At 67.5% G+C, this 15,702-nt stretch carries 20 protein-coding genes; 5 read left to right on the plus strand and 15 right to left on the minus strand.

The features are described from left to right. Positions 1-23: 23 nt before the first annotated feature. The 7 genes from ACZ5M6_RS03650 to ACZ5M6_RS03680 form a co-directional block, all read right to left on the minus strand. Positions 24-443, minus strand: coding sequence for an ArsR/SmtB family transcription factor (locus ACZ5M6_RS03650; RefSeq protein WP_054764517.1), 420 nt, complete (start codon positions 441-443; stop codon positions 24-26). Continuing rightward, entirely contained in the window at positions 440-1,099 is a 660-nt protein-coding gene (locus ACZ5M6_RS03655) for a peroxiredoxin (protein WP_182714341.1), read from the minus strand. The genes ACZ5M6_RS03650 and ACZ5M6_RS03655 overlap by 4 nt, the downstream gene beginning before the upstream one ends. 174 nt (positions 1,100-1,273) lie before the next feature. Further along, positions 1,274-1,441 (minus strand): hypothetical protein, encoded by a 168-nt coding sequence (locus tag ACZ5M6_RS03660; RefSeq protein ID WP_336968780.1) that lies wholly within the window; start codon positions 1,439-1,441, stop codon positions 1,274-1,276. A gap of 71 nt (positions 1,442-1,512) precedes the next feature. Next, the gene (locus ACZ5M6_RS03665; protein ID WP_464159701.1) at positions 1,513-2,703 is read right to left on the minus strand and encodes an alkaline phosphatase; all 1,191 of its coding nucleotides are present in this window, start codon (positions 2,701-2,703) and stop codon (positions 1,513-1,515) included. A 110-nt stretch (positions 2,704-2,813) separates the two neighbouring features. Next, positions 2,814-3,107 carry a DUF167 domain-containing protein gene (locus ACZ5M6_RS03670; RefSeq protein WP_464159702.1) on the minus strand — a complete coding sequence of 98 codons (294 nt, stop codon included), beginning with the start codon at positions 3,105-3,107 and terminating at the stop codon, positions 2,814-2,816. A 73-nt stretch (positions 3,108-3,180) separates the two neighbouring features. Then, entirely contained in the window at positions 3,181-4,110 is a 930-nt protein-coding gene (locus tag ACZ5M6_RS03675) for an electron transfer flavoprotein subunit alpha/FixB family protein (protein WP_336968788.1), read from the minus strand. Between the two features lies 1 nt (position 4,111). Beyond that, positions 4,112-4,876 (minus strand): electron transfer flavoprotein subunit beta/FixA family protein, encoded by a 765-nt coding sequence (locus ACZ5M6_RS03680; RefSeq protein ID WP_464159703.1) that lies wholly within the window; start codon positions 4,874-4,876, stop codon positions 4,112-4,114. A gap of 115 nt (positions 4,877-4,991) precedes the next feature. On the opposite strand from ACZ5M6_RS03680, the gene ACZ5M6_RS03685 reads away from it, so the two are divergent. After that, the gene (locus ACZ5M6_RS03685; RefSeq protein WP_182714337.1) at positions 4,992-5,336 is read left to right on the plus strand and encodes a hypothetical protein; all 345 of its coding nucleotides are present in this window, start codon (positions 4,992-4,994) and stop codon (positions 5,334-5,336) included. Between the two features lie 339 nt (positions 5,337-5,675). Here ACZ5M6_RS03685 and ACZ5M6_RS03690 read toward each other — a convergent pair whose 3' ends face one another. Next, a complete protein-coding gene (locus tag ACZ5M6_RS03690; protein ID WP_464159704.1) occupies positions 5,676-6,185 on the minus strand; it encodes a prolyl-tRNA synthetase associated domain-containing protein in 510 nt (169 codons plus the stop codon). Between the two features lie 53 nt (positions 6,186-6,238). On the opposite strand from ACZ5M6_RS03690, the gene ACZ5M6_RS03695 reads away from it, so the two are divergent. Next, positions 6,239-7,006 carry a DUF6065 family protein gene (locus ACZ5M6_RS03695; RefSeq protein ID WP_152949343.1) on the plus strand — a complete coding sequence of 256 codons (768 nt, stop codon included), beginning with the start codon at positions 6,239-6,241 and terminating at the stop codon, positions 7,004-7,006. A gap of 45 nt (positions 7,007-7,051) precedes the next feature. On the opposite strand, the gene ACZ5M6_RS03700 is transcribed toward ACZ5M6_RS03695, so the two are convergent. From ACZ5M6_RS03700 to ACZ5M6_RS03725, 6 genes are all read right to left on the minus strand, one after another. Then, the gene (locus ACZ5M6_RS03700) at positions 7,052-7,639 is read right to left on the minus strand and encodes a CC0125/CC1285 family lipoprotein (RefSeq protein WP_054764525.1); all 588 of its coding nucleotides are present in this window, start codon (positions 7,637-7,639) and stop codon (positions 7,052-7,054) included. Between the two features lie 114 nt (positions 7,640-7,753). Beyond that, positions 7,754-8,392 (minus strand): LysE family translocator, encoded by a 639-nt coding sequence (locus tag ACZ5M6_RS03705; protein WP_182714335.1) that lies wholly within the window; start codon positions 8,390-8,392, stop codon positions 7,754-7,756. A gap of 60 nt (positions 8,393-8,452) precedes the next feature. Continuing rightward, a complete protein-coding gene (locus tag ACZ5M6_RS03710) occupies positions 8,453-9,070 on the minus strand; it encodes a hypothetical protein (RefSeq protein WP_152949345.1) in 618 nt (205 codons plus the stop codon). A gap of 77 nt (positions 9,071-9,147) precedes the next feature. After that, positions 9,148-9,630: a translation initiation factor IF-2 gene (locus ACZ5M6_RS03715; protein WP_152949346.1), complete on the minus strand. Its 483-nt coding sequence runs from the start codon at positions 9,628-9,630 to the stop codon at positions 9,148-9,150. A gap of 65 nt (positions 9,631-9,695) precedes the next feature. Next, the gene (locus ACZ5M6_RS03720; protein ID WP_152949347.1) at positions 9,696-10,496 is read right to left on the minus strand and encodes a metallophosphoesterase family protein; all 801 of its coding nucleotides are present in this window, start codon (positions 10,494-10,496) and stop codon (positions 9,696-9,698) included. Positions 10,497-10,517: 21 nt separating this feature from the next. Beyond that, positions 10,518-11,297, minus strand: a complete 780-nt coding sequence (locus tag ACZ5M6_RS03725; RefSeq protein ID WP_054764530.1) for a nucleotidyltransferase family protein — start codon at positions 11,295-11,297, stop codon at positions 10,518-10,520. Between the two features lie 127 nt (positions 11,298-11,424). Between ACZ5M6_RS03725 and ACZ5M6_RS03730 the strand changes: the two genes are divergently transcribed. Further along, positions 11,425-13,566 carry a hybrid sensor histidine kinase/response regulator gene (locus ACZ5M6_RS03730; protein WP_464159705.1) on the plus strand — a complete coding sequence of 714 codons (2,142 nt, stop codon included), beginning with the start codon at positions 11,425-11,427 and terminating at the stop codon, positions 13,564-13,566. 168 nt (positions 13,567-13,734) lie between these two features. Next, positions 13,735-14,784, plus strand: coding sequence for a ribonucleotide-diphosphate reductase subunit beta (locus ACZ5M6_RS03735; protein WP_191554865.1), 1,050 nt, complete (start codon positions 13,735-13,737; stop codon positions 14,782-14,784). A gap of 6 nt (positions 14,785-14,790) precedes the next feature. Here the strand turns inward: ACZ5M6_RS03735 and ACZ5M6_RS03740 are convergent, their stop codons facing one another. Further along, entirely contained in the window at positions 14,791-15,285 is a 495-nt protein-coding gene (locus ACZ5M6_RS03740; protein ID WP_054766805.1) for a hypothetical protein, read from the minus strand. Between the two features lie 150 nt (positions 15,286-15,435). Here ACZ5M6_RS03740 and ACZ5M6_RS03745 point away from each other — a divergent pair, with 150 nt between their 5' ends. Next, positions 15,436-15,699, plus strand: coding sequence for a hypothetical protein (locus tag ACZ5M6_RS03745; RefSeq protein WP_464159706.1), 264 nt, complete (start codon positions 15,436-15,438; stop codon positions 15,697-15,699). The last annotated feature ends 3 nt before the right edge of the window (positions 15,700-15,702 follow it).

Below are 15,702 nucleotides of genomic sequence, written 5' to 3' on the forward strand. Positions count from 1 at the left end.
CAGATTGAAGCGTGGATCATTCTCTAGCGGCGGAGAACGGGCGCGACGCGAGCGAACTGGGCCGCATCCCCGCGGGGACGCGCCGGCGTTTCCACGCGGGGGTTCTTGGCGCGCGTGGAAACCGGCTGTCCGTCGCCGCAGAAGATGTCGTACAACATGTCCATCACCGCCTGGGCTCGATCATCGGCGATGGAATAGTAGATCGACCGCGACTGCCGCCGGGTCTTCACCAGGCCGTACTGGCGCAGCTCGGCCAACTGCTGCGACAGAGCCGGCTGTCTGATGCCCAGATCCGTCTCGAGCTGTCCGACCGATCGTTCCTCTGCGGCGATGTGGCAGAGGATCAACAGCCGATTGGCGTTGGCCAGCTGACGCAACAGTTCGGCGGCCTGGGGGGCCTTGTCCTTCAGCCGCTCCATGGCGGCGATCGAGTCGTCGCTCATGCGCTGCGCTCGCGATAATACCAGGGCGTCTCGCCCTCGCCGTCGGCAAGGGCCGCGTCCAGGGTGGTGGCGGCCGGCTCCAGCAGGGGCTCGCCCGGGGACCATCCCGCCGGGGTCGACGCCTGTTCGCGGTCGGCGGTCTGCAGCGCCGTCACCAGCCGCAGCAGTTCATCGACCGAACGGCCGATGTTCATCGGATACCAGCTGACCGCCCGCACGATTCCGTCCGGATCGATGACGAAGCTCGCCCGCACCGTGGCGCTGTCGCTGCAGCCCGCATCCACCATGCCGAAGGCGTGGCCGATGGCCATGGAAGGATCTTCGATGATCGGAAAGGCCACCTTGACGCCGAAGCGGCGATAGATGTCCTTCAGCCAGGCCAGGTGGGAATACAGACTATCCACCGACAGGGCCATCAGGTCGCAGCCCAGGGCCTCAAACGCATCCGCCTGCTTGGCCAGGGCGATGAACTCGCTGGTGCAGACCGGGGTGAAATCGGCCGGATGCGAAAACAGCACCAGCCACCGCCCCCGGTAGTCGCTGAGCCGTTTTTCCCCCTGGGTCGTGCGCGCGATAAAGTCCGGCGCCGGATCATTGATGCGAAGGGGGCGCAGGGCTGCGGCGCTGGGGGAGGGGGCGATCTCTGTCGAATTCATGGACCCTACGCTAGCGATTCCCAGCCCCTCTCGCCACCCTGTGATACATAGTTTCGTCAACTATAAAGGTATCAACACGGCGCCTGTTTAACAGCGGCCTGCGCTGTTTCCGAACCCAAGACCTCGGCCGGACGCGGCTGGTTGGCCGAAGACGGCAGACTGTCGGCGATCGACCTAGGGGACGACCCCGGTCTGCGGACCGACGCCCGCGTCGTCTTCAGCCGGCTTGGGCAGGACGCCGTCGTCTTCAGCCCGCTCTTCCAGGCGGTTGGCCTCGTCGCCAACGGCGTCGATGTCTTCGGGGCGGGGCGCGTCGGGCGCAGGGGTGTCGGCGGGCTGCATGCCAAGGCAACCCGCGAGCCGCCGCTCCGTTCCGTCCGAGGTCGGTCTCTGAACCCGCCCGAAGCGAAGCCTCACTCGCCGGACGAGGGCGTCCAGCCGAAGGCCTTCATCATGACGTCGAACAGGTGGGTGTTGGGGAAATAGCCCCGCACCCGCTCGGCGCCGACGCCGACGGCCAGGGCCGGGACTTCCTCGGCCGTATGGGTGCGGTTGACCGTAACATTCTCCAGCCGGACCACGCGCTCGTCGCCGTCCCGCGCCTTCCAGGCCTCATAGCCTTCCAGCAGGGGCTCTCCGCGCCGCCCGCCGTCGACCTGCAGGCCGAAGGAATGGTCGGCGGTGAAGATCATCAGGGTCTCGTCCAGATCGACGCGCGACTGCACCTCGGCGATCAGCCGGTCCAGAGCGGCGATGTGCTCCAGGCCTTCGCGCGGATCGTCGGTATGGGCGTCCCATTCCACCACCAGCAGATAGCCCTTGTCCCCGGCCTGCAGCAGGTCCAGCGCCCTCAGGGTCGCCGCCCGCACGTCGACCTCTTCGGCCACGACCACGGGCCGCCGGTTCCCCGCCGGCGCCGCCTCCAGGGTCGCATAGATCGGCCGGTCGTGCGCCCGGGCCAGGCTGTCGAAGCTGACCCCGTTCGCCGCCATCTGTTCGGCGATCTCCGCCCGGCCCGAGCCGATCAGCACGTCCACCCCGTCGCCGAAGCGCGGCGAAAAGGCCTGGGGGAAGATCTCGCCCCATTTGCCGCGATCATTGGAATGGGCGTAGGTCGCCGCCGGGGTCGCGTCGGTGATCGGACGGTCGGTCACCACCCCGGTCAGCAGGCCGTGCTCCTCGGCGTATTCCAGCACCGTCTTGGTCAGCGTCCCGTCGCGCCGGCCGCGTTCGCCGTCCGGCCCCTGGCTGATCACCCCGTTGTGGGTCTTCACCCCGGTGACGATGGCGCTCATGCCGTTGGCCGAGTCCGAGACGAAGGCGTCGACCGGCGAGGTCTCGCTCAGCCCCAGGTTCGGCCACTGCTGGACGTGCAGCCTCAGCGGTTCGCCATAGGCCATGACGCTGGCGGCATGAACCGAGGCCACGCCCCCGGCGTCGGCCAGGAACAGGATCACATTCTTCGCACGGCCCCCGCTTTGGCTCTGTTCGACCGGCGGACGGGCCGCCGTCTGGGCCCAGGCGCTTCCAGAGGCGCCCCCGGAAGCACAAAGACCGATCGCAAGCGCAAGGGCGGAAATCAGGCGGAGGGAGGCGGGGGTCATGGGCGTCGGTCCAGCAAATCAGACAAGGTCGTCCGCGTCCCCCGAACCGCCCCAACCTGTCTACCGCGAACCTGTGACAGTCGCCGTCTCCCGCCACGGCTCCGGACGGCTCAGCCCGCCTCGCCCGTGGCTGCGGCGATCCGCGCCTTCAGCCCGGCCTCGTCCAGCCCCTCGATCACAATCATCTTCAGCCGCGACTGCCCGCCCCGCTCCAGTACGACCGAGGACCGCGACACGCTGAGCGCCTTGGCCAGGAATTTGACCAGGGCGGCGTTGGCCTCGCCGTCCACCGGCCGGGCGCGCACCCGCACCTTCAGCACGGGCCGACCTTCGGGATCTGTGTCCCAGCCGTCGATCCGGTCGCCGGAAGCGCCGGGCTGCAGTTTGATGGGCAGTCGGGCCATGGGTCCTGCGCAATGGAAAAAGGGCGCGACGTCCGGCGTCGCGCCCCTTCCTTATCGGATCGTCGCGCCGGCCTCAGCCCAGGGCGGCCATCAGTTCCGGCACGGCGGTCTTGTAGTCGGCGACCAGGCCGAAGTCTGCGACCTGGAAGATCGGGGCGTCCGGGTCCTTGTTGATGGCGACGATGGTCTTGGAGTCCTTCATCCCGGCCAGGTGCTGGATGGCGCCCGAGATGCCGATGGCGATGTACAGCATCGGGGCGACCACCTTGCCGGTCTGGCCGACCTGATAGTCGTTGGGCGCGTAGCCCGCATCGACCGCCGCGCGGCTGGCGCCGATGGCGGCGCCCAACTTGTCGGCCAGGGGCTCCATCACGGTGTGGAACTCTTCCGCCGAACCCAGGGCGCGACCGCCCGAGACGATGATCTTGGCGGCGCCCAGTTCCGGACGGTCCGACTTGACCATTTCCTCGGCGACGAAGGTCGTCTTGGGGGCCTCGGCGCCGGCCACGCTCTCGACCGGGGCCGAGCCGCCTTCGGCGGCGGCGGCGAAGGCGGTCGGACGCACGGTGATCACCTTCTTGGCGTCGCCCGACTGGATCGTCTCAAGCGCATTGCCGGCGTAGATCGGGCGCACGAAGGTATCAGCCGAGACCACTTCGACGATGTCCGAGATCGGGGCCACGTCCAGCTTGGCGGCGATCCGGGGGGCGAAATTCTTCCCGTCCGTGGTCGCGGGCGTCAGAATGGCGTCGTAGCCGCCGGCCAGCGGCAGGACCGTGGCCTCGACGGCCTCGGCCAGCACCTTGCCCAGGCCGGCGCTCTCGGCCAGCAGCACCTTGCGGACCCCGGCGATCTTGGCGGCGCCGTCGGCGACGGCCTGCGCGCCCTGGCCCACGACCAGAACGTCCACCTCGGACGACAGGGCCAGGGCGGCGGTCACGGTCTTGTGGGTGGTGTCGCGGACGGCCGAGCCGTCGTGATCGGCGATGACGAGGACGGCCATCTTACAGCACTCCTGCGGACTTGAGGGATTCGACCAGCTGGGCGGCGCTCTCGACCTTGACCCCGGCGGCGCGCTTGGGCGGCTCGGTGACCTTGACCACCTTCAGACGGTCGGCCACGTCGACGCCGTAGTCGGCGACCGCCTTCATGGCGATCTCCTTCTTCTTGGCCTTCATGATATTGGGCAGGGAGGCGTAGCGCGGCGTGTTCAGCCGCAGGTCCACCGTGACCACCGCGGGCAGTTCCGCCGCGATCGTCTGCAGGCCGCCGTCGACCTCGCGCGTCACCGTGGCCTTGCCGCCGTCAATGACCAGCTTGCCGGCGAAGGTCGCCTGGGGCCAGTCCAGCAGGGCGGCCAGCATCTGGCCCACCGCGTTGTTGTCGCCGTCGATGGACTGTTTGCCCATCAGCACCAGGTCGGGCTTCTCCTCCTCGACCACGGCCTTCAGCAGCTTGGCGACCGCCAGCGGCTCCAGATCCGTATCCGACTGGATCAGCACGCCCCGGTCCGCGCCCATGGCCAGGGCGGTGCGGATGGTTTCCTGGGCCTGGGTCACGCCGATGGAGACCACGACGATCTCGGTCGCCGTGCCGGCGGCGTGATGATCCTTGCCTTCCTTCAGACGCACCGCCTCTTCGACGGCGATTTCGTCGAAGGGATTCATGCTCATCTTGACGTTGGCCAGATCGACGCCCGACTGGTCAGCCTTGACGCGGGCCTTGACGTTATAGTCGATCACCCGTTTGACGGGGACGAGAACCTTCATGGGTCTATCCGTGAATTCGCCTGAATGTAGGGGCAGGACATGGAGCGGTCGCGAAGGCCTGTCAACGTAACGCCGGGTCAAGCTCCCGTGCAAAACCCGCCTAACGGATGCTGAGATGAAGCGTTTTCTGACCTTTCCCCGCCTTTCGATGATCTTTCTGGGCCTGTTCGGCGTCGCCGTGGCGGGGGTTTTCGCGGTCCAGGCCTATTGGGTCACGCCGGGCGAACGCTGCGAGGCGGCGGGCAAATGGTACGACATGGACAACCGCATCTGCGCCCAGCCCATCTCCATCGCCCAGATCACCGGCCGCCCCAACGGCGTCTCGCGCGCCCAGGCCTCGGCCGAAAAGAATCGCGAACTGGTCCGTATCGAACACGAACTCGCCGCCCAGGACCGCGCCCGCGACGCCGAAATCGCCCGTCAGAAGGCCGCCTTGGCCGCCGCCCGTCCGGCGAACTGACGGCCTAAGGGCCAATCGACATTGGGTCTGCCGCCGTCCTGCCGGGCGGCGCGCAGCCGCCAACCCAAGAGAGGCGCCTCGGGCGTTGAAGACTATTCCATTGAGTGTCGGTCTTCCTTCCCGCGTCAGCGGAAGGGAAAACGTCTGGCGGCGGAACGCTGATTGAGGGCGGGTTCATCACAACGGGGCACGACGAGGTCACGGCGAACACGGCGCGTTCCGACGGCGTCGTGACCGCTGTGAATCCGCCGTGATCGCTGTGATGAACCCGGTCGCCGCATCAAGGCCTCTGACGCGGGAAGAGCGGCCTGACCGCAGTAGGCTGAATGTCGATTGAACCTAGGGCAGGGCGGCGAAGTCCACCACCAGAGGCTCCCGCTCCAACAGGGCGAGGACGCGGCGAAAGCCCGCCTGATCCAGCGCCGTGGTGGCGGTGTTGATCAGGGGGTGGAAGTTGACGACCTCGGCCTCCCACAGCCTCCGGTCCAGGACGAAGGTCACGCGCCGCTCGGCGTCGTTGATCAGGCCGAGCGCCGTGACCGAACCTGGCCGAACGCCCAGGGTATCGAACATCAGCGTTTCGTTTCCGAACGAGAGCCGGCCTGATCCCATGGCGACGGCGGCGCGTTTCAGGTCGATCATCGTGTCCTGACGGGCCGAGATCAGCCACAGCCGGCCCCTATGATCCTTCAGGAACAGGTTCTTGGTGTGGGCGCCGGGCAGGGCGGCCTTCAGCTCCAGACCTTCTTCGACGCGGAAGACGGCCGGATGGTGGTGGGTCCGGTGGTCCACGCCCTTTTCGGCGAACCAGGCCAGAAGGCGGTGGCGGTCGAAAGCCGGGTCGTTCATCTCGGTCGTTCTCATGGTTGAGTGGCCGCCGATCGGGCGTTAGGAACAGGGCCATGGTCGATACAGCGCCCGCCCGCCAACTGGAACTGGAATGCTATCCGATGACGGCGCGGCCGCCGGACCTCGTGCCCGGTCGCCAGTCGCGCAACTGGATGGACGCCTTCATCAGCCGCCATCCCTATCGGTGCCTGCCGCTGAACATGGCCAACACCACGGGCTGGGAGATCCTGTGCCCGTTCGGCTTCTCGGCCGAATGGAACGGCGGGCCGCGTCAGGAAGACATCGTCATCACGCCCGATCGGCCCCAGCACGACCTGGACCATTTCGTCACCTCCCACTTCTCGCGGGGGGTTCTGACCATGCATCCCCAGTATCTGTTCCGCACGCCTCCGGGCTGGGGCATGATGTGTTCGGGTTCGCCCAACCATGTGAAGGACGGAATCCAGCCCCTGGTCGGGCTGATCGAAACCGACTGGCTGCCCTTCCCCTTCACGATGAACTGGATCTTCACCCGGCCGGGCCGCGTGACCTTCGAACGGGGCGAACCCTTCTGCTTCATCAATCTGATCGAGCACAAGAAGGTCGAACAGTTCCAGCCGGTGATCCGGACCCTGCAGTCCAATCCCGTCATGAAGGGTCAGTTCGAGGCCTGGAACCGCGCCCGGACGGACTTCAACCAGCGTCTGGCCAGCGGCGACCCGGACGCGGCCAAGGAGGCGTGGCAGCGCTATTATTTCAAGGGCGAGGTGCCCGAGGATCTGGGCGCGGCGCCGGCCACCCATTCCAACAAGCGCCGGCTCAAATCGCCCCGCGTCGGCTGACCGAAAGGCCCGCCCCATCCGCGCGGCGGACGGGGCGGTTCGACGTCAGGCGCCGGGCCGGGTGACGCGCGAGCCCAGGTTCTGGATCACCTCGCGGGCGTCGAAGGCGTTGGGATCGCCGGCGGGCTTGGGACCGCGACCCATGATGATTTCGGCGCTGGCCTCGTAGCGGTCGATCTGGCGGGTGTCGATGTCCTGCGGACCCCAGGGGCCCCAGCGATCCCAGGGGCTCCAGAAACCGCTCCGGTAATAGCGCCAGGACGGACCCCAGTAGGGGCCGTAGAAGCGGGAATAGGGGCCGTAGAAGGGGTCGGGCGTCGAGACGAAGCGGGTGTCGCGTTCGGTCGCGCGGTTGACGGTGGCGAACCAGTCATAGCCGCTTTCGACCGTCAGCTCGGCCGAGCGCAGCAGCAGGGACATTTCCACCTGTTCGCGCGAGGTCACCGAATTGCCTGCAAAGGTCACGCGATAGCGGTTGCTCTCGACGCGCTGTTCGGAATAGCCGCCGCGCTGACCGTTGTAGCCGGCGGGCTGATAGGGGGTGGCGGTGGCGCAGGCGGCCAGGACGAGGCCGGCGACGGCCGTCGTCGCCAGCACCTTGAGCGCGGACGTCGTTCTTGAGGGGGCTTTCATGAAATCAACTCCTTGATCGCCCATTCGGGCGCGCTGCCGGCTGAACGGGGCATGAACGAGCCTGTTCCCTCGGCACTCTAGACCGAAGCTCGACCGCGTCCAGACCTGCAGGAGCTAGGCTTGCAGGCGCGAAACGATCAGGACCGCGGCGGTCAGCAGCAAGAGGCCGACGAAGAGGCCGAAGCCGCGGCGGAACCGGGGCGTCTGCATCCGCCGCGACAGGGCGGCGCCGGACAGGGCGTAGGCGCTCATCGACGTCAGGTCCATGCCGATCACGGCCAGGGCGAACAGGGCCAGCTGCGGCGCCACAGGGCGGGAGATGTCCAGAAACGGCGGCAGGACGGCGGTGAAGAACAGAATGGCCTTGGGATTGGCGATCTGGACCATGAAACCGTCCAGAAAGGCGTTGCGGCTCTTGTGGATTTCGACGGCCTCGGGCTCGGCCGCCGTGGCGAAGGCGCCGCGCAGAGCCTTCAGCCCCAGCCAGGCCACATAGAGGGCCCCCAGGACGGCGATCAGGTGAAAGACCTGTGGGAAGGCCTTGACCAGGGCGCCCAGACCCAGGGCCGCCGCGCCGAACCAGACCAGGGTCGCCGTATTCATCCCGACCACGCCGATCAGGGCCGGGGCGCGCCCCCGCTCCACCCCGGCGGCGACGGCGAACAGATTGGCGGGGCCGGGCGTGATCGCCATCACCACCATCACCCCCAGAAAGGTCAGATAGAGGTGCGGGTCGACGGGCAGGGCGGACATGCGGCGTCGTGTCGCTGCATCGGCCCCAGTGGTCAAGGCCTGTGAGGCGCGCCTTGCGTCCTATCGTGCGCGAGGCGCCTTGGGCGGGGCGGGCGGTTCAGGCGCCTCGGGGGCCTCGGGCGCTTCGGCCTCTTCCGGCGCTTCGTCCGCCTCGGTCAGCACGGCGTCTTGGGCCTGGTCCAGCGCATATTGGGCGATCAGCCCATAGGTCTCCATCTGTTCGGGATCGGGATTGGTCCAGGCGCTGTTGCGGGCGATGCCGGTTCCGGCCGCCAGACCCTGCTCCATCGCCTGTTTCACCTCGGGATCGTTCAGCGCCTCCTGAACCAGGGCGTCGACGTCGATGTCCTTCAAGGCCTCGGCCGCCGCCTCGGAGGCGTGGCGCGTGGCCTCGGCGGTGAAGGCGGCCACGTCCGGCGCATATTCGGACCAGAGGGCGGCGATCCTTTGGCCGCGCACGGCCTCGTCCAGGCTCTCGTCTTCGGAAATCGCTTCGGCGCGCTTGCCGAAGGCCTCCATCCGCGCCTCGAAGGCGGCGGCCGCCGTCTCCAGACGGGCTTCAGCCTTCGACTCGGCGGCCTCGGCCCGGTCTTCCTGAGGGGAGGCCAAGGCGCCGGCGAATGCGCAGGACAGGGGCGACAGGGCCAGGGCGGCGGTCAGGCTGAGCAGGCGGATCATGGGAAATCTCCCTTTGAATGACCCGCGCAAACTCCGCCGTCAGCCGCCCCGTCTCAAGTGAAATCGCGGTAAGGCGACTATTGGGCCGCAGGCGCCGGCTCGGTCTTACCGGCTACGGCTTGCTGGACACCCTCGCGGAACTGTTCGGGAATGGCGCGGATCGACTGGCCGGCCGCCGTCGACGCCGTGAGAAGCTCCGTCTTGCGCGCGGCGTTTTCGGGCTTTTCGGCCTCGGCCTTGAAAAAGGCCTCCACCTCTGCGGCGAAGGCGTTCATCCCCGGCGCGTGCCGGTCGATCACGGCGTAGGCGGCGGCCGTCTTGGCGGCGGCGTCCTTCGTGGCGTCGCCCAGAATCGCCTCGAGCTCGGTGTTCATCTGCTCCAGATCGGCCTCAAAGGCCTCAGCCTTGGCCTCCAGGGCCGCCTCTTCCGGGCTCTGGGCCTCCGCTTGGGTCTCCGCTTGGGCCTGTGCAGGGGCAGGCGCAGCGGCTTGGGCGGCGGCCAGCGCCGGGGCGGCGAGGGTCAAAACGGCCAGGGCCGCGACGGAGGACAGAAGACGCATGGCCATGGACCTTTGGGCTGGAGGCGGCGGGATCGCCGCAGGGACGAGGCCGTCGCCTGTGAGGCTCAGACTTCAAACACCCGATACGGCTTTTCCCCCAGAGACCGCAACACCGGCAGAGCCACGTTATAGACGGGCACGCCCCGATTGGTGCGCCCCTCCGGCCCGCCGCGATGGGCGTGGCCGTGCGCCACCAGGCTGATGTTGTCGTATCGGTCGATGGTTTCGGCCAGGCGCGACGAGCCCAGGAAGGCGTGGATTTCGGGCGGCTCGCCCATCACCGTCTCGACCACGGGCGCATAGTGCAGCAGGACGACCGACCGCTCGGTGCGCAGCATGCGGATGGAGTTTTCGATCAGATTGGCGTCCTCGACCGCCTCCTGGACGAAGGTCTTGACCGCCGCCTCGCCGAAGGCGCTCAACATATAGCGGCCGAAGCCGCCGACGAACCCCTTCCCCCCGGCGAAGCCCACTCCGTCGATCTCATAGGCCTGGCCGGTCAGCATGCGGACCCCGGCGTCCGCCAGCATCCTGGCGACCTGATCGGGCTGGCCGCATTCGTGTTCGTGATTGCCCAGAACGCCCACCATCGGAATACGACACAGCCGCAGATCCTCCAGCAGCCGCTCCACCTCGGCCGTCTTGCCGTAGTTGACCAGGTCGCCGCACAGGCACAGCACGTCGGCCTCGTCCGACACCCGTTCGAACAGGTCGCGATAGGGGCGGCGCGCGTCCTCGCCGACGTGCAGATCGCCCACGGCGGCGACCCGCATCTTCTTGGCCGGTCCCGGCTCCAGCCCCGGCTGGGGCGTCTGTCCAGAGGCGAGGGAAGGCGCGGAGGAAGGGGGTTGGGGGGCGTCGGTCATGGGTCGCTCTCCAGCGGGGGCTCAGGTCACGGGATCGTGGCGTTCTTCCAGCCCCTTGCCGACCACGTCGCCGAAGCCCCACTCGGCGACGTCGATCACATAGTCGCGCGGGCTCAGAAGACGGCCGCGGCACACCTTCACCCGCGGGGGTGGCAGGTCAATCTGGGCCGCCAGCCGTTCGGTCAGCTCCTCCATCAGCCAGCGCGGCACCCGGTCGCGCTCGGTCGGATAGGCGAAGCGGAAGTTCAGCAGATGGGCGGCCAGCACCTCCCAATAGAGGTCCATCTGGTCCAGTAGGCTCTTCCAGTCCACGGCGTCGGACTGTTTCAGAATGACGTGGTTCACATCCGCCCCGTCATAACGATAGCGATCCTGAATGAAGACCTTGGACAGGATCAGCGCCGTGGGCGGGGTGATCCGCACCTCATGGCCATAGACCCGGATCACATCTCCGCCGAACCAGCTGTCCGACACGGCGATGGCGCCGTTCGACATGGCGAAGATGACGTCGAAGAAATGCCGGTCGTCCTTCCAGACCTTGGCGATCCAGCGTTCGTCCTCCACGTCGGTGCGATAGCCGCGCTTCTGGAAATAGGCGAGAATGCGGGGATAGTCGCCGGGCTTGCAGAAGACGTCCAGATCCTTGGTCGGGCGGCGCACCCCCGTATAGGCGGTGACGGCGTAGGTGCCCGAGAGCAGGAAGGGTATGCCGCTCTCCTTCAGCAACCCCAGGCTTTCCTCATAGAAGGCCAGGGCGTCCGGCGGCGGCTCGAAGGTCGGTTCGGCGATGACGTCGGACATGGCGGGCCCTGGATTGGCGAGGGCAGTGGAACGACGGCCCGCATCGGCGGTTCCTGCGCCCCATCTCCGCAATTCTACCTAGGCGTCGCAAAACCGTATTCTTAGGATATTCATTCACGGGGGAAGCATGGTCGGTCTGACGACATCCATGCGGCGCGGGCGCTGGCGGTTCTTCCGCCATGACGCCGGACAGGAGGCGGGTCCCCCGCCCTCCGTCTATCTGCTGCTGTTCGTCGCCTCCCAGCTTCTGGGTCTGTGGAGCGTAGCCGCGCTGGACGCCAAGGTGATGTGGCCGGCTAATGCGGTGTTGCTGGCCGCAGTCCTGCAGTTGTCGCGTTACAAGGCCCTGGGGGTTCTGGCCGGGTGCGCCCTGATCAATCTGGTCAGCAACATCATACGCGGCGACGCCGCCGTGATCGCGGTCACCAACGTCGCCTTCAACATGACCCAGGTGATCGTCGCCACCCTGCTGATCCGTCGCTTCTGCGGCGCCGCCCTGGACATGCGTCGTCCGAAACGGCTGCTGCGGTTCGCCCTGATCGCTGCGGCGCCCTCCGTCGCCTTCACCACCCTCCTGGCCGGCCTTGTCGCCGTCGTCGTCAGCGGACCGCCGTTGGAAAGCCTAGGCTTTCGGATGCGGCACCTCTTCGACATGGAACTGCTGGCGATGATGATCGTCACGCCGACCCTGTTGCTGGTGGCGCGCAGTCACCGCTTCCGCTCCGACGCCCAGGCCCGACCCGCTGAATTCGTGCTCCTGATGGTTCTTGTGACCGCCGCCGTGGTCTGGGCCTTCGGCCAGAACCAGGCGCCGATCCTGTTCATGATCCTGCCGCCTCTGATCCTGCTGGCCTTCCGACTGTCTCCGCCCTGGACCGCAGGGGCGGTTCTGTGGGTTACGGTCATCGCCGTGGGCGCCACCGTGACGGGTCACGGCCCCGTCACCCTGACGCGCCTTCAGCCTGACCCGGTTCTGGACACGGTCCCGACCGTCATGCGGCAGATGAGCGTCCTGCATCTGTTTCTTCTGACTCTGGTCGTCACCGCCCTGCCGATCACCACATTATCGACCGAGCGGCGGCGGCTGATGACGCGATTGGGCGTGCGCACCGAGGCCGCCCTAGCCGCCGTCAAACGGGCCGAGACGGCCGATCAGGCCAAGTTCCGCTTCCTGGCCATGATGAGCCATGAGATGCGCACGCCTCTGACCGGCGTCACCGGATATGCCGACCTTCTGGCCCGACGTCCTGGGCTGGACGACGAGGGGCGCCGTCAGGTCGAGGCGATCAAACAGTGCGGCGAGGCCATGCTGCGCCTGATTGAGGATCTGCTGGAGGTGTCCCACGGCGGGGCCGAGGTGGCGCTGAAACCGACCGACATCCCCGCCTTGATCGAAGAGGCGGTCGCGCCGTCGCGGGAGTGGGCGAATGTTCGCGGCCTGGACTTCACCGTCAGCATCGCCCCCGAGGCCCAGGGCGGGGTCTGGACCGACGGCCGGCGTCTGCGCCAGATTCTGCACCATCTCAGCGCCAACGCCGTGAAATTCACCGGCCTGGGCGGCGTGCGGGTCGTGGCGGACCGACGGGGCGATCATCTCCGCGTGCAAATTCACGACACCGGCTGCGGCATGACGGATGAGGTGCTCTGCGGCGTCTTCTCCCTGTTCCAGCAGGCGGACGCCACCACCAGCCGGGCGCATCAGGGCGCGGGAGTGGGTCTGGCCCTGGCCAAGAGCCATGTGGACCGACTGGGCGGAACCATTTCGGTGGAGAGCGCGCCCGGCATGGGAACGACCTTCACCGTCGAAATCCCAGCCGAGCCGGTCGAAATCGTTCAGAGCGACGCCCCCCAGCCGTTGGAGGCGCGGCGCATGCGGATCCTCGTCGTGGACGACCATCCCCTGAACCGCAATCTGATGCGGGTCATGCTGGAGGCGGCCGACTGCGACACGGCCGAGGCGTGTGACGGCGCCGAGGCGGTGGAGGCCGTCGCGGCCGGCGCCTTCGACCTAGTCCTGATGGACGTCCGCATGCCGGTCATGGACGGGATCGCCGCCACCTGCGCCATCCGCAGTCTGGCTGGACCGGCCGCCGACGTCGCCGTCCTGGCCGTCACCGCCGAGGCCATGCCCGAAGACGCCGCCCGCTGCCTGGCCGCCGGCATGGACGGTCATCTGGCCAAGCCCATCACCCAGGCGGCCCTCTATGCGGCGATCGACACCGCCCTGGCTGCGGCGTCTGACCGTCGGGACGACGCCCAGGCCGCCTGAGGCGGGGCGCCCATCCCCAGGGCCGTCCCCAGCTTCTTAACCGCCGCACACAAGATGTAGCGGTAGGACAAAATGTGATCGCAACATAGATGATTTCCGACTTGGCGCCGGGCGCGCCGAGTCGCATGGTGCAGGCCTCTCCGGAATCGCTCTTTCAGGTCCAGTTCGATGAACGCCATCACCCCGATCATCCGCCCCGACCGCGCCGGTCTTCTGACGCCCTCCGTCGCCTACAAGCCCTTCCGCTATCCGTGGGCCTTCGACATGTGGAAGAAGCAGCAGCAGGTCCACTGGATGCCCGAAGAGGTGCCGCTGGGCGAGGACGTCAAGGACTGGGCCTCGACCCTGAACGACAATGAACGCAATCTGCTGACCCAGATCTTCCGCTTCTTTACCCAGGCGGACATCGAGGTTCAGGACAACTACATGGAACGCTACGGCCGGGTGTTCAAACCGACCGAGGTGAAGATGATGTTGGCCGCCTTCGGCAATATGGAGACCATCCATATCGCGGCCTACGCCCTGCTGCTCGAGACCATCGGCATGCCCGAGAGCGAGTTCGGCGCCTTCATGGAATATGAGGCCATGCGGGACAAGCACGACTATATGGGCCAGTTCGGCGTGGATTCGGACGCCGACATCTGCCGGACCCTGGCCATGTTCGGCGGCTTCTCAGAAGGGGTTCAGCTGTTCGCCTCCTTCGCCATGCTGATGAACTTCCCGCGCATGAACAAGATGAAGGGGATGGGCCAGATCGTCTCCTGGTCGGTGCGCGACGAGAGCCTGCACTGCGAGGGCATCATCAAGCTCTATCACGCCTTCAACAAGGAGACGGGCGCCGTCACCAAGGCCGTGGCCGACGACATCGTCGACTGCTGCAAGACGGTGGTGAAGATGGAGGACAAGTTCATCGACCTGGCCTTCGAAATGGGCGCGGTCGAGGGCATGACCCCCGACGACATCAAACAGTACATCCGCTTCATCGCCGACTGGCGCCTGCGCCAGCTGAAGCTGCCCGAGGTCTATGGGGTCAAGGAAAACCCGCTGCCCTGGCTGCAGGCCCTGCTGTCGGGCGTCGAACACGCCAACTTCTTCGAGGCCCGCGCCACCGAATATTCCAAGGCCGCGACGCAAGGCAGCTGGCACGGCGCCGACGGCGTCTGGACCGAGTTCGACCGGATGATGGCCCGGCGCGACATGAGCCTGGTCGCCGGCTGATCCGGTTCAGGGCTGCGGCCTTACCCAGGCGGGTCGGGCCGTGCAGGCCTCGCGGAAGCCCGACTGGCACAGGCGCACCTGTTCGCGCCAGGCGGCGTAGTCGCGGTCGTACTGCTCCTGGGCCGCCCGCGTCGCCTCGGCGGCCGCCCGCGCCTCCTCCTCGATCCGCCGGATCTCGATCTGGCGCCGGGCCACGGCGGCGTCATACTCCAGCCGAGCGGCCTCGTCGGCCTTGTCGGCCAGGGCGTTCTGGGCGGCGATCTCGGCGTTCAGGGCGCGGGTGGTGCGCAGTTCCTCCTCGGTCTGTTTGGAGTCGTCGGCCCGGTGATAGGCCTCGCCCCGCGCCCGCTCGAGCGCCTCGCGCGCCTTGGGGTCGTTGGGATCGGGCAGGACGCGCTGATCGCCATAGGGGTCCGACGCCTGCTGGGCGGCTGCCGAAAGGGGCGCCGCGACGGCCGTCGCCGCCAGCAAGGCGGACATCAGGGACGTGCGAATGGTCATGGACATCTCCCGGTTCAGACCCTCGCGGCCAACCTTGGCCGTAAAGGGCGGTTGCGGCAACAACGTCGTCGCGACGAAAAGGTGGCGCCCGGCCGCGCTTCGCGTCATGGTTCCGCTTCCTGAAGCCGCACCCCCGCCGAGCCGCCGTCCATGATTCTGAGCACTTCGTCCGGAGACTTCCCGATCCCCGCCGATGTGGCGCGTCAGCTGCCCAATGTCCCGGCCCTGCCGGACCCGGCCGCCCCCAACGCCCGGCTGCAGATCGAGGACTTCCGCCACTGGCTGGACGCCTCGCCCGAACACGCCATCAGCTATGAACGCCTGCGTCGCTGGCACCTGGTGCAGGAAGAGCTGGCGGCCCAGGCCAAGGCGGCCAACCGACCCTTCGTCGTCACCGACGACGGGCTGGAATAGCTA

This window comes from Brevundimonas sp. Br13, assembly GCF_055391505.1.

Excerpts from the sequence above, each read along its gene's own strand:
- ACZ5M6_RS03720 (WP_152949347.1), bottom strand. The coding sequence starts at position 10,496 with ATGACCGACGCCCCCCAACCCCCTTCCTCCGCGCCTTCCCTCGCCTCT.
- ACZ5M6_RS03660 (WP_336968780.1), bottom strand. The coding sequence starts at position 1,441 with ATGCAGCCCGCCGACACCCCTGCGCCCGACGCGCCCCGCCCCGAAGAC.
- ACZ5M6_RS03665 (WP_464159701.1), bottom strand. The coding sequence starts at position 2,703 with ATGACCCCCGCCTCCCTCCGCCTGATTTCCGCCCTTGCGCTTGCGATC.
- ACZ5M6_RS03710 (WP_152949345.1), bottom strand. The coding sequence starts at position 9,070 with ATGATCCGCCTGCTCAGCCTGACCGCCGCCCTGGCCCTGTCGCCCCTG.
- ACZ5M6_RS03670 (WP_464159702.1), bottom strand. The coding sequence starts at position 3,107 with ATGGCCCGACTGCCCATCAAACTGCAGCCCGGCGCTTCCGGCGACCGG.
- ACZ5M6_RS03695 (WP_152949343.1), top strand. The coding sequence starts at position 6,239 with ATGGTCGATACAGCGCCCGCCCGCCAACTGGAACTGGAATGCTATCCG.
- ACZ5M6_RS03685 (WP_182714337.1), top strand. The coding sequence starts at position 4,992 with ATGAAGCGTTTTCTGACCTTTCCCCGCCTTTCGATGATCTTTCTGGGC.
- ACZ5M6_RS03745 (WP_464159706.1), top strand. The coding sequence starts at position 15,436 with ATGATTCTGAGCACTTCGTCCGGAGACTTCCCGATCCCCGCCGATGTG.
- ACZ5M6_RS03730 (WP_464159705.1), top strand. The coding sequence starts at position 11,425 with ATGGTCGGTCTGACGACATCCATGCGGCGCGGGCGCTGGCGGTTCTTC.
- ACZ5M6_RS03680 (WP_464159703.1), bottom strand. The coding sequence starts at position 4,876 with ATGAAGGTTCTCGTCCCCGTCAAACGGGTGATCGACTATAACGTCAAG.
- ACZ5M6_RS03735 (WP_191554865.1), top strand. The coding sequence starts at position 13,735 with ATGAACGCCATCACCCCGATCATCCGCCCCGACCGCGCCGGTCTTCTG.
- ACZ5M6_RS03690 (WP_464159704.1), bottom strand. The coding sequence starts at position 6,185 with ATGAACGACCCGGCTTTCGACCGCCACCGCCTTCTGGCCTGGTTCGCC.
- ACZ5M6_RS03725 (WP_054764530.1), bottom strand. The coding sequence starts at position 11,297 with ATGTCCGACGTCATCGCCGAACCGACCTTCGAGCCGCCGCCGGACGCC.
- ACZ5M6_RS03740 (WP_054766805.1), bottom strand. The coding sequence starts at position 15,285 with ATGACCATTCGCACGTCCCTGATGTCCGCCTTGCTGGCGGCGACGGCC.
- ACZ5M6_RS03700 (WP_054764525.1), bottom strand. The coding sequence starts at position 7,639 with ATGAAAGCCCCCTCAAGAACGACGTCCGCGCTCAAGGTGCTGGCGACG.
- ACZ5M6_RS03715 (WP_152949346.1), bottom strand. The coding sequence starts at position 9,630 with ATGCGTCTTCTGTCCTCCGTCGCGGCCCTGGCCGTTTTGACCCTCGCC.
- ACZ5M6_RS03655 (WP_182714341.1), bottom strand. The coding sequence starts at position 1,099 with ATGAATTCGACAGAGATCGCCCCCTCCCCCAGCGCCGCAGCCCTGCGC.
- ACZ5M6_RS03675 (WP_336968788.1), bottom strand. The coding sequence starts at position 4,110 with ATGGCCGTCCTCGTCATCGCCGATCACGACGGCTCGGCCGTCCGCGAC.
- ACZ5M6_RS03650 (WP_054764517.1), bottom strand. The coding sequence starts at position 443 with ATGAGCGACGACTCGATCGCCGCCATGGAGCGGCTGAAGGACAAGGCC.
- ACZ5M6_RS03705 (WP_182714335.1), bottom strand. The coding sequence starts at position 8,392 with ATGTCCGCCCTGCCCGTCGACCCGCACCTCTATCTGACCTTTCTGGGG.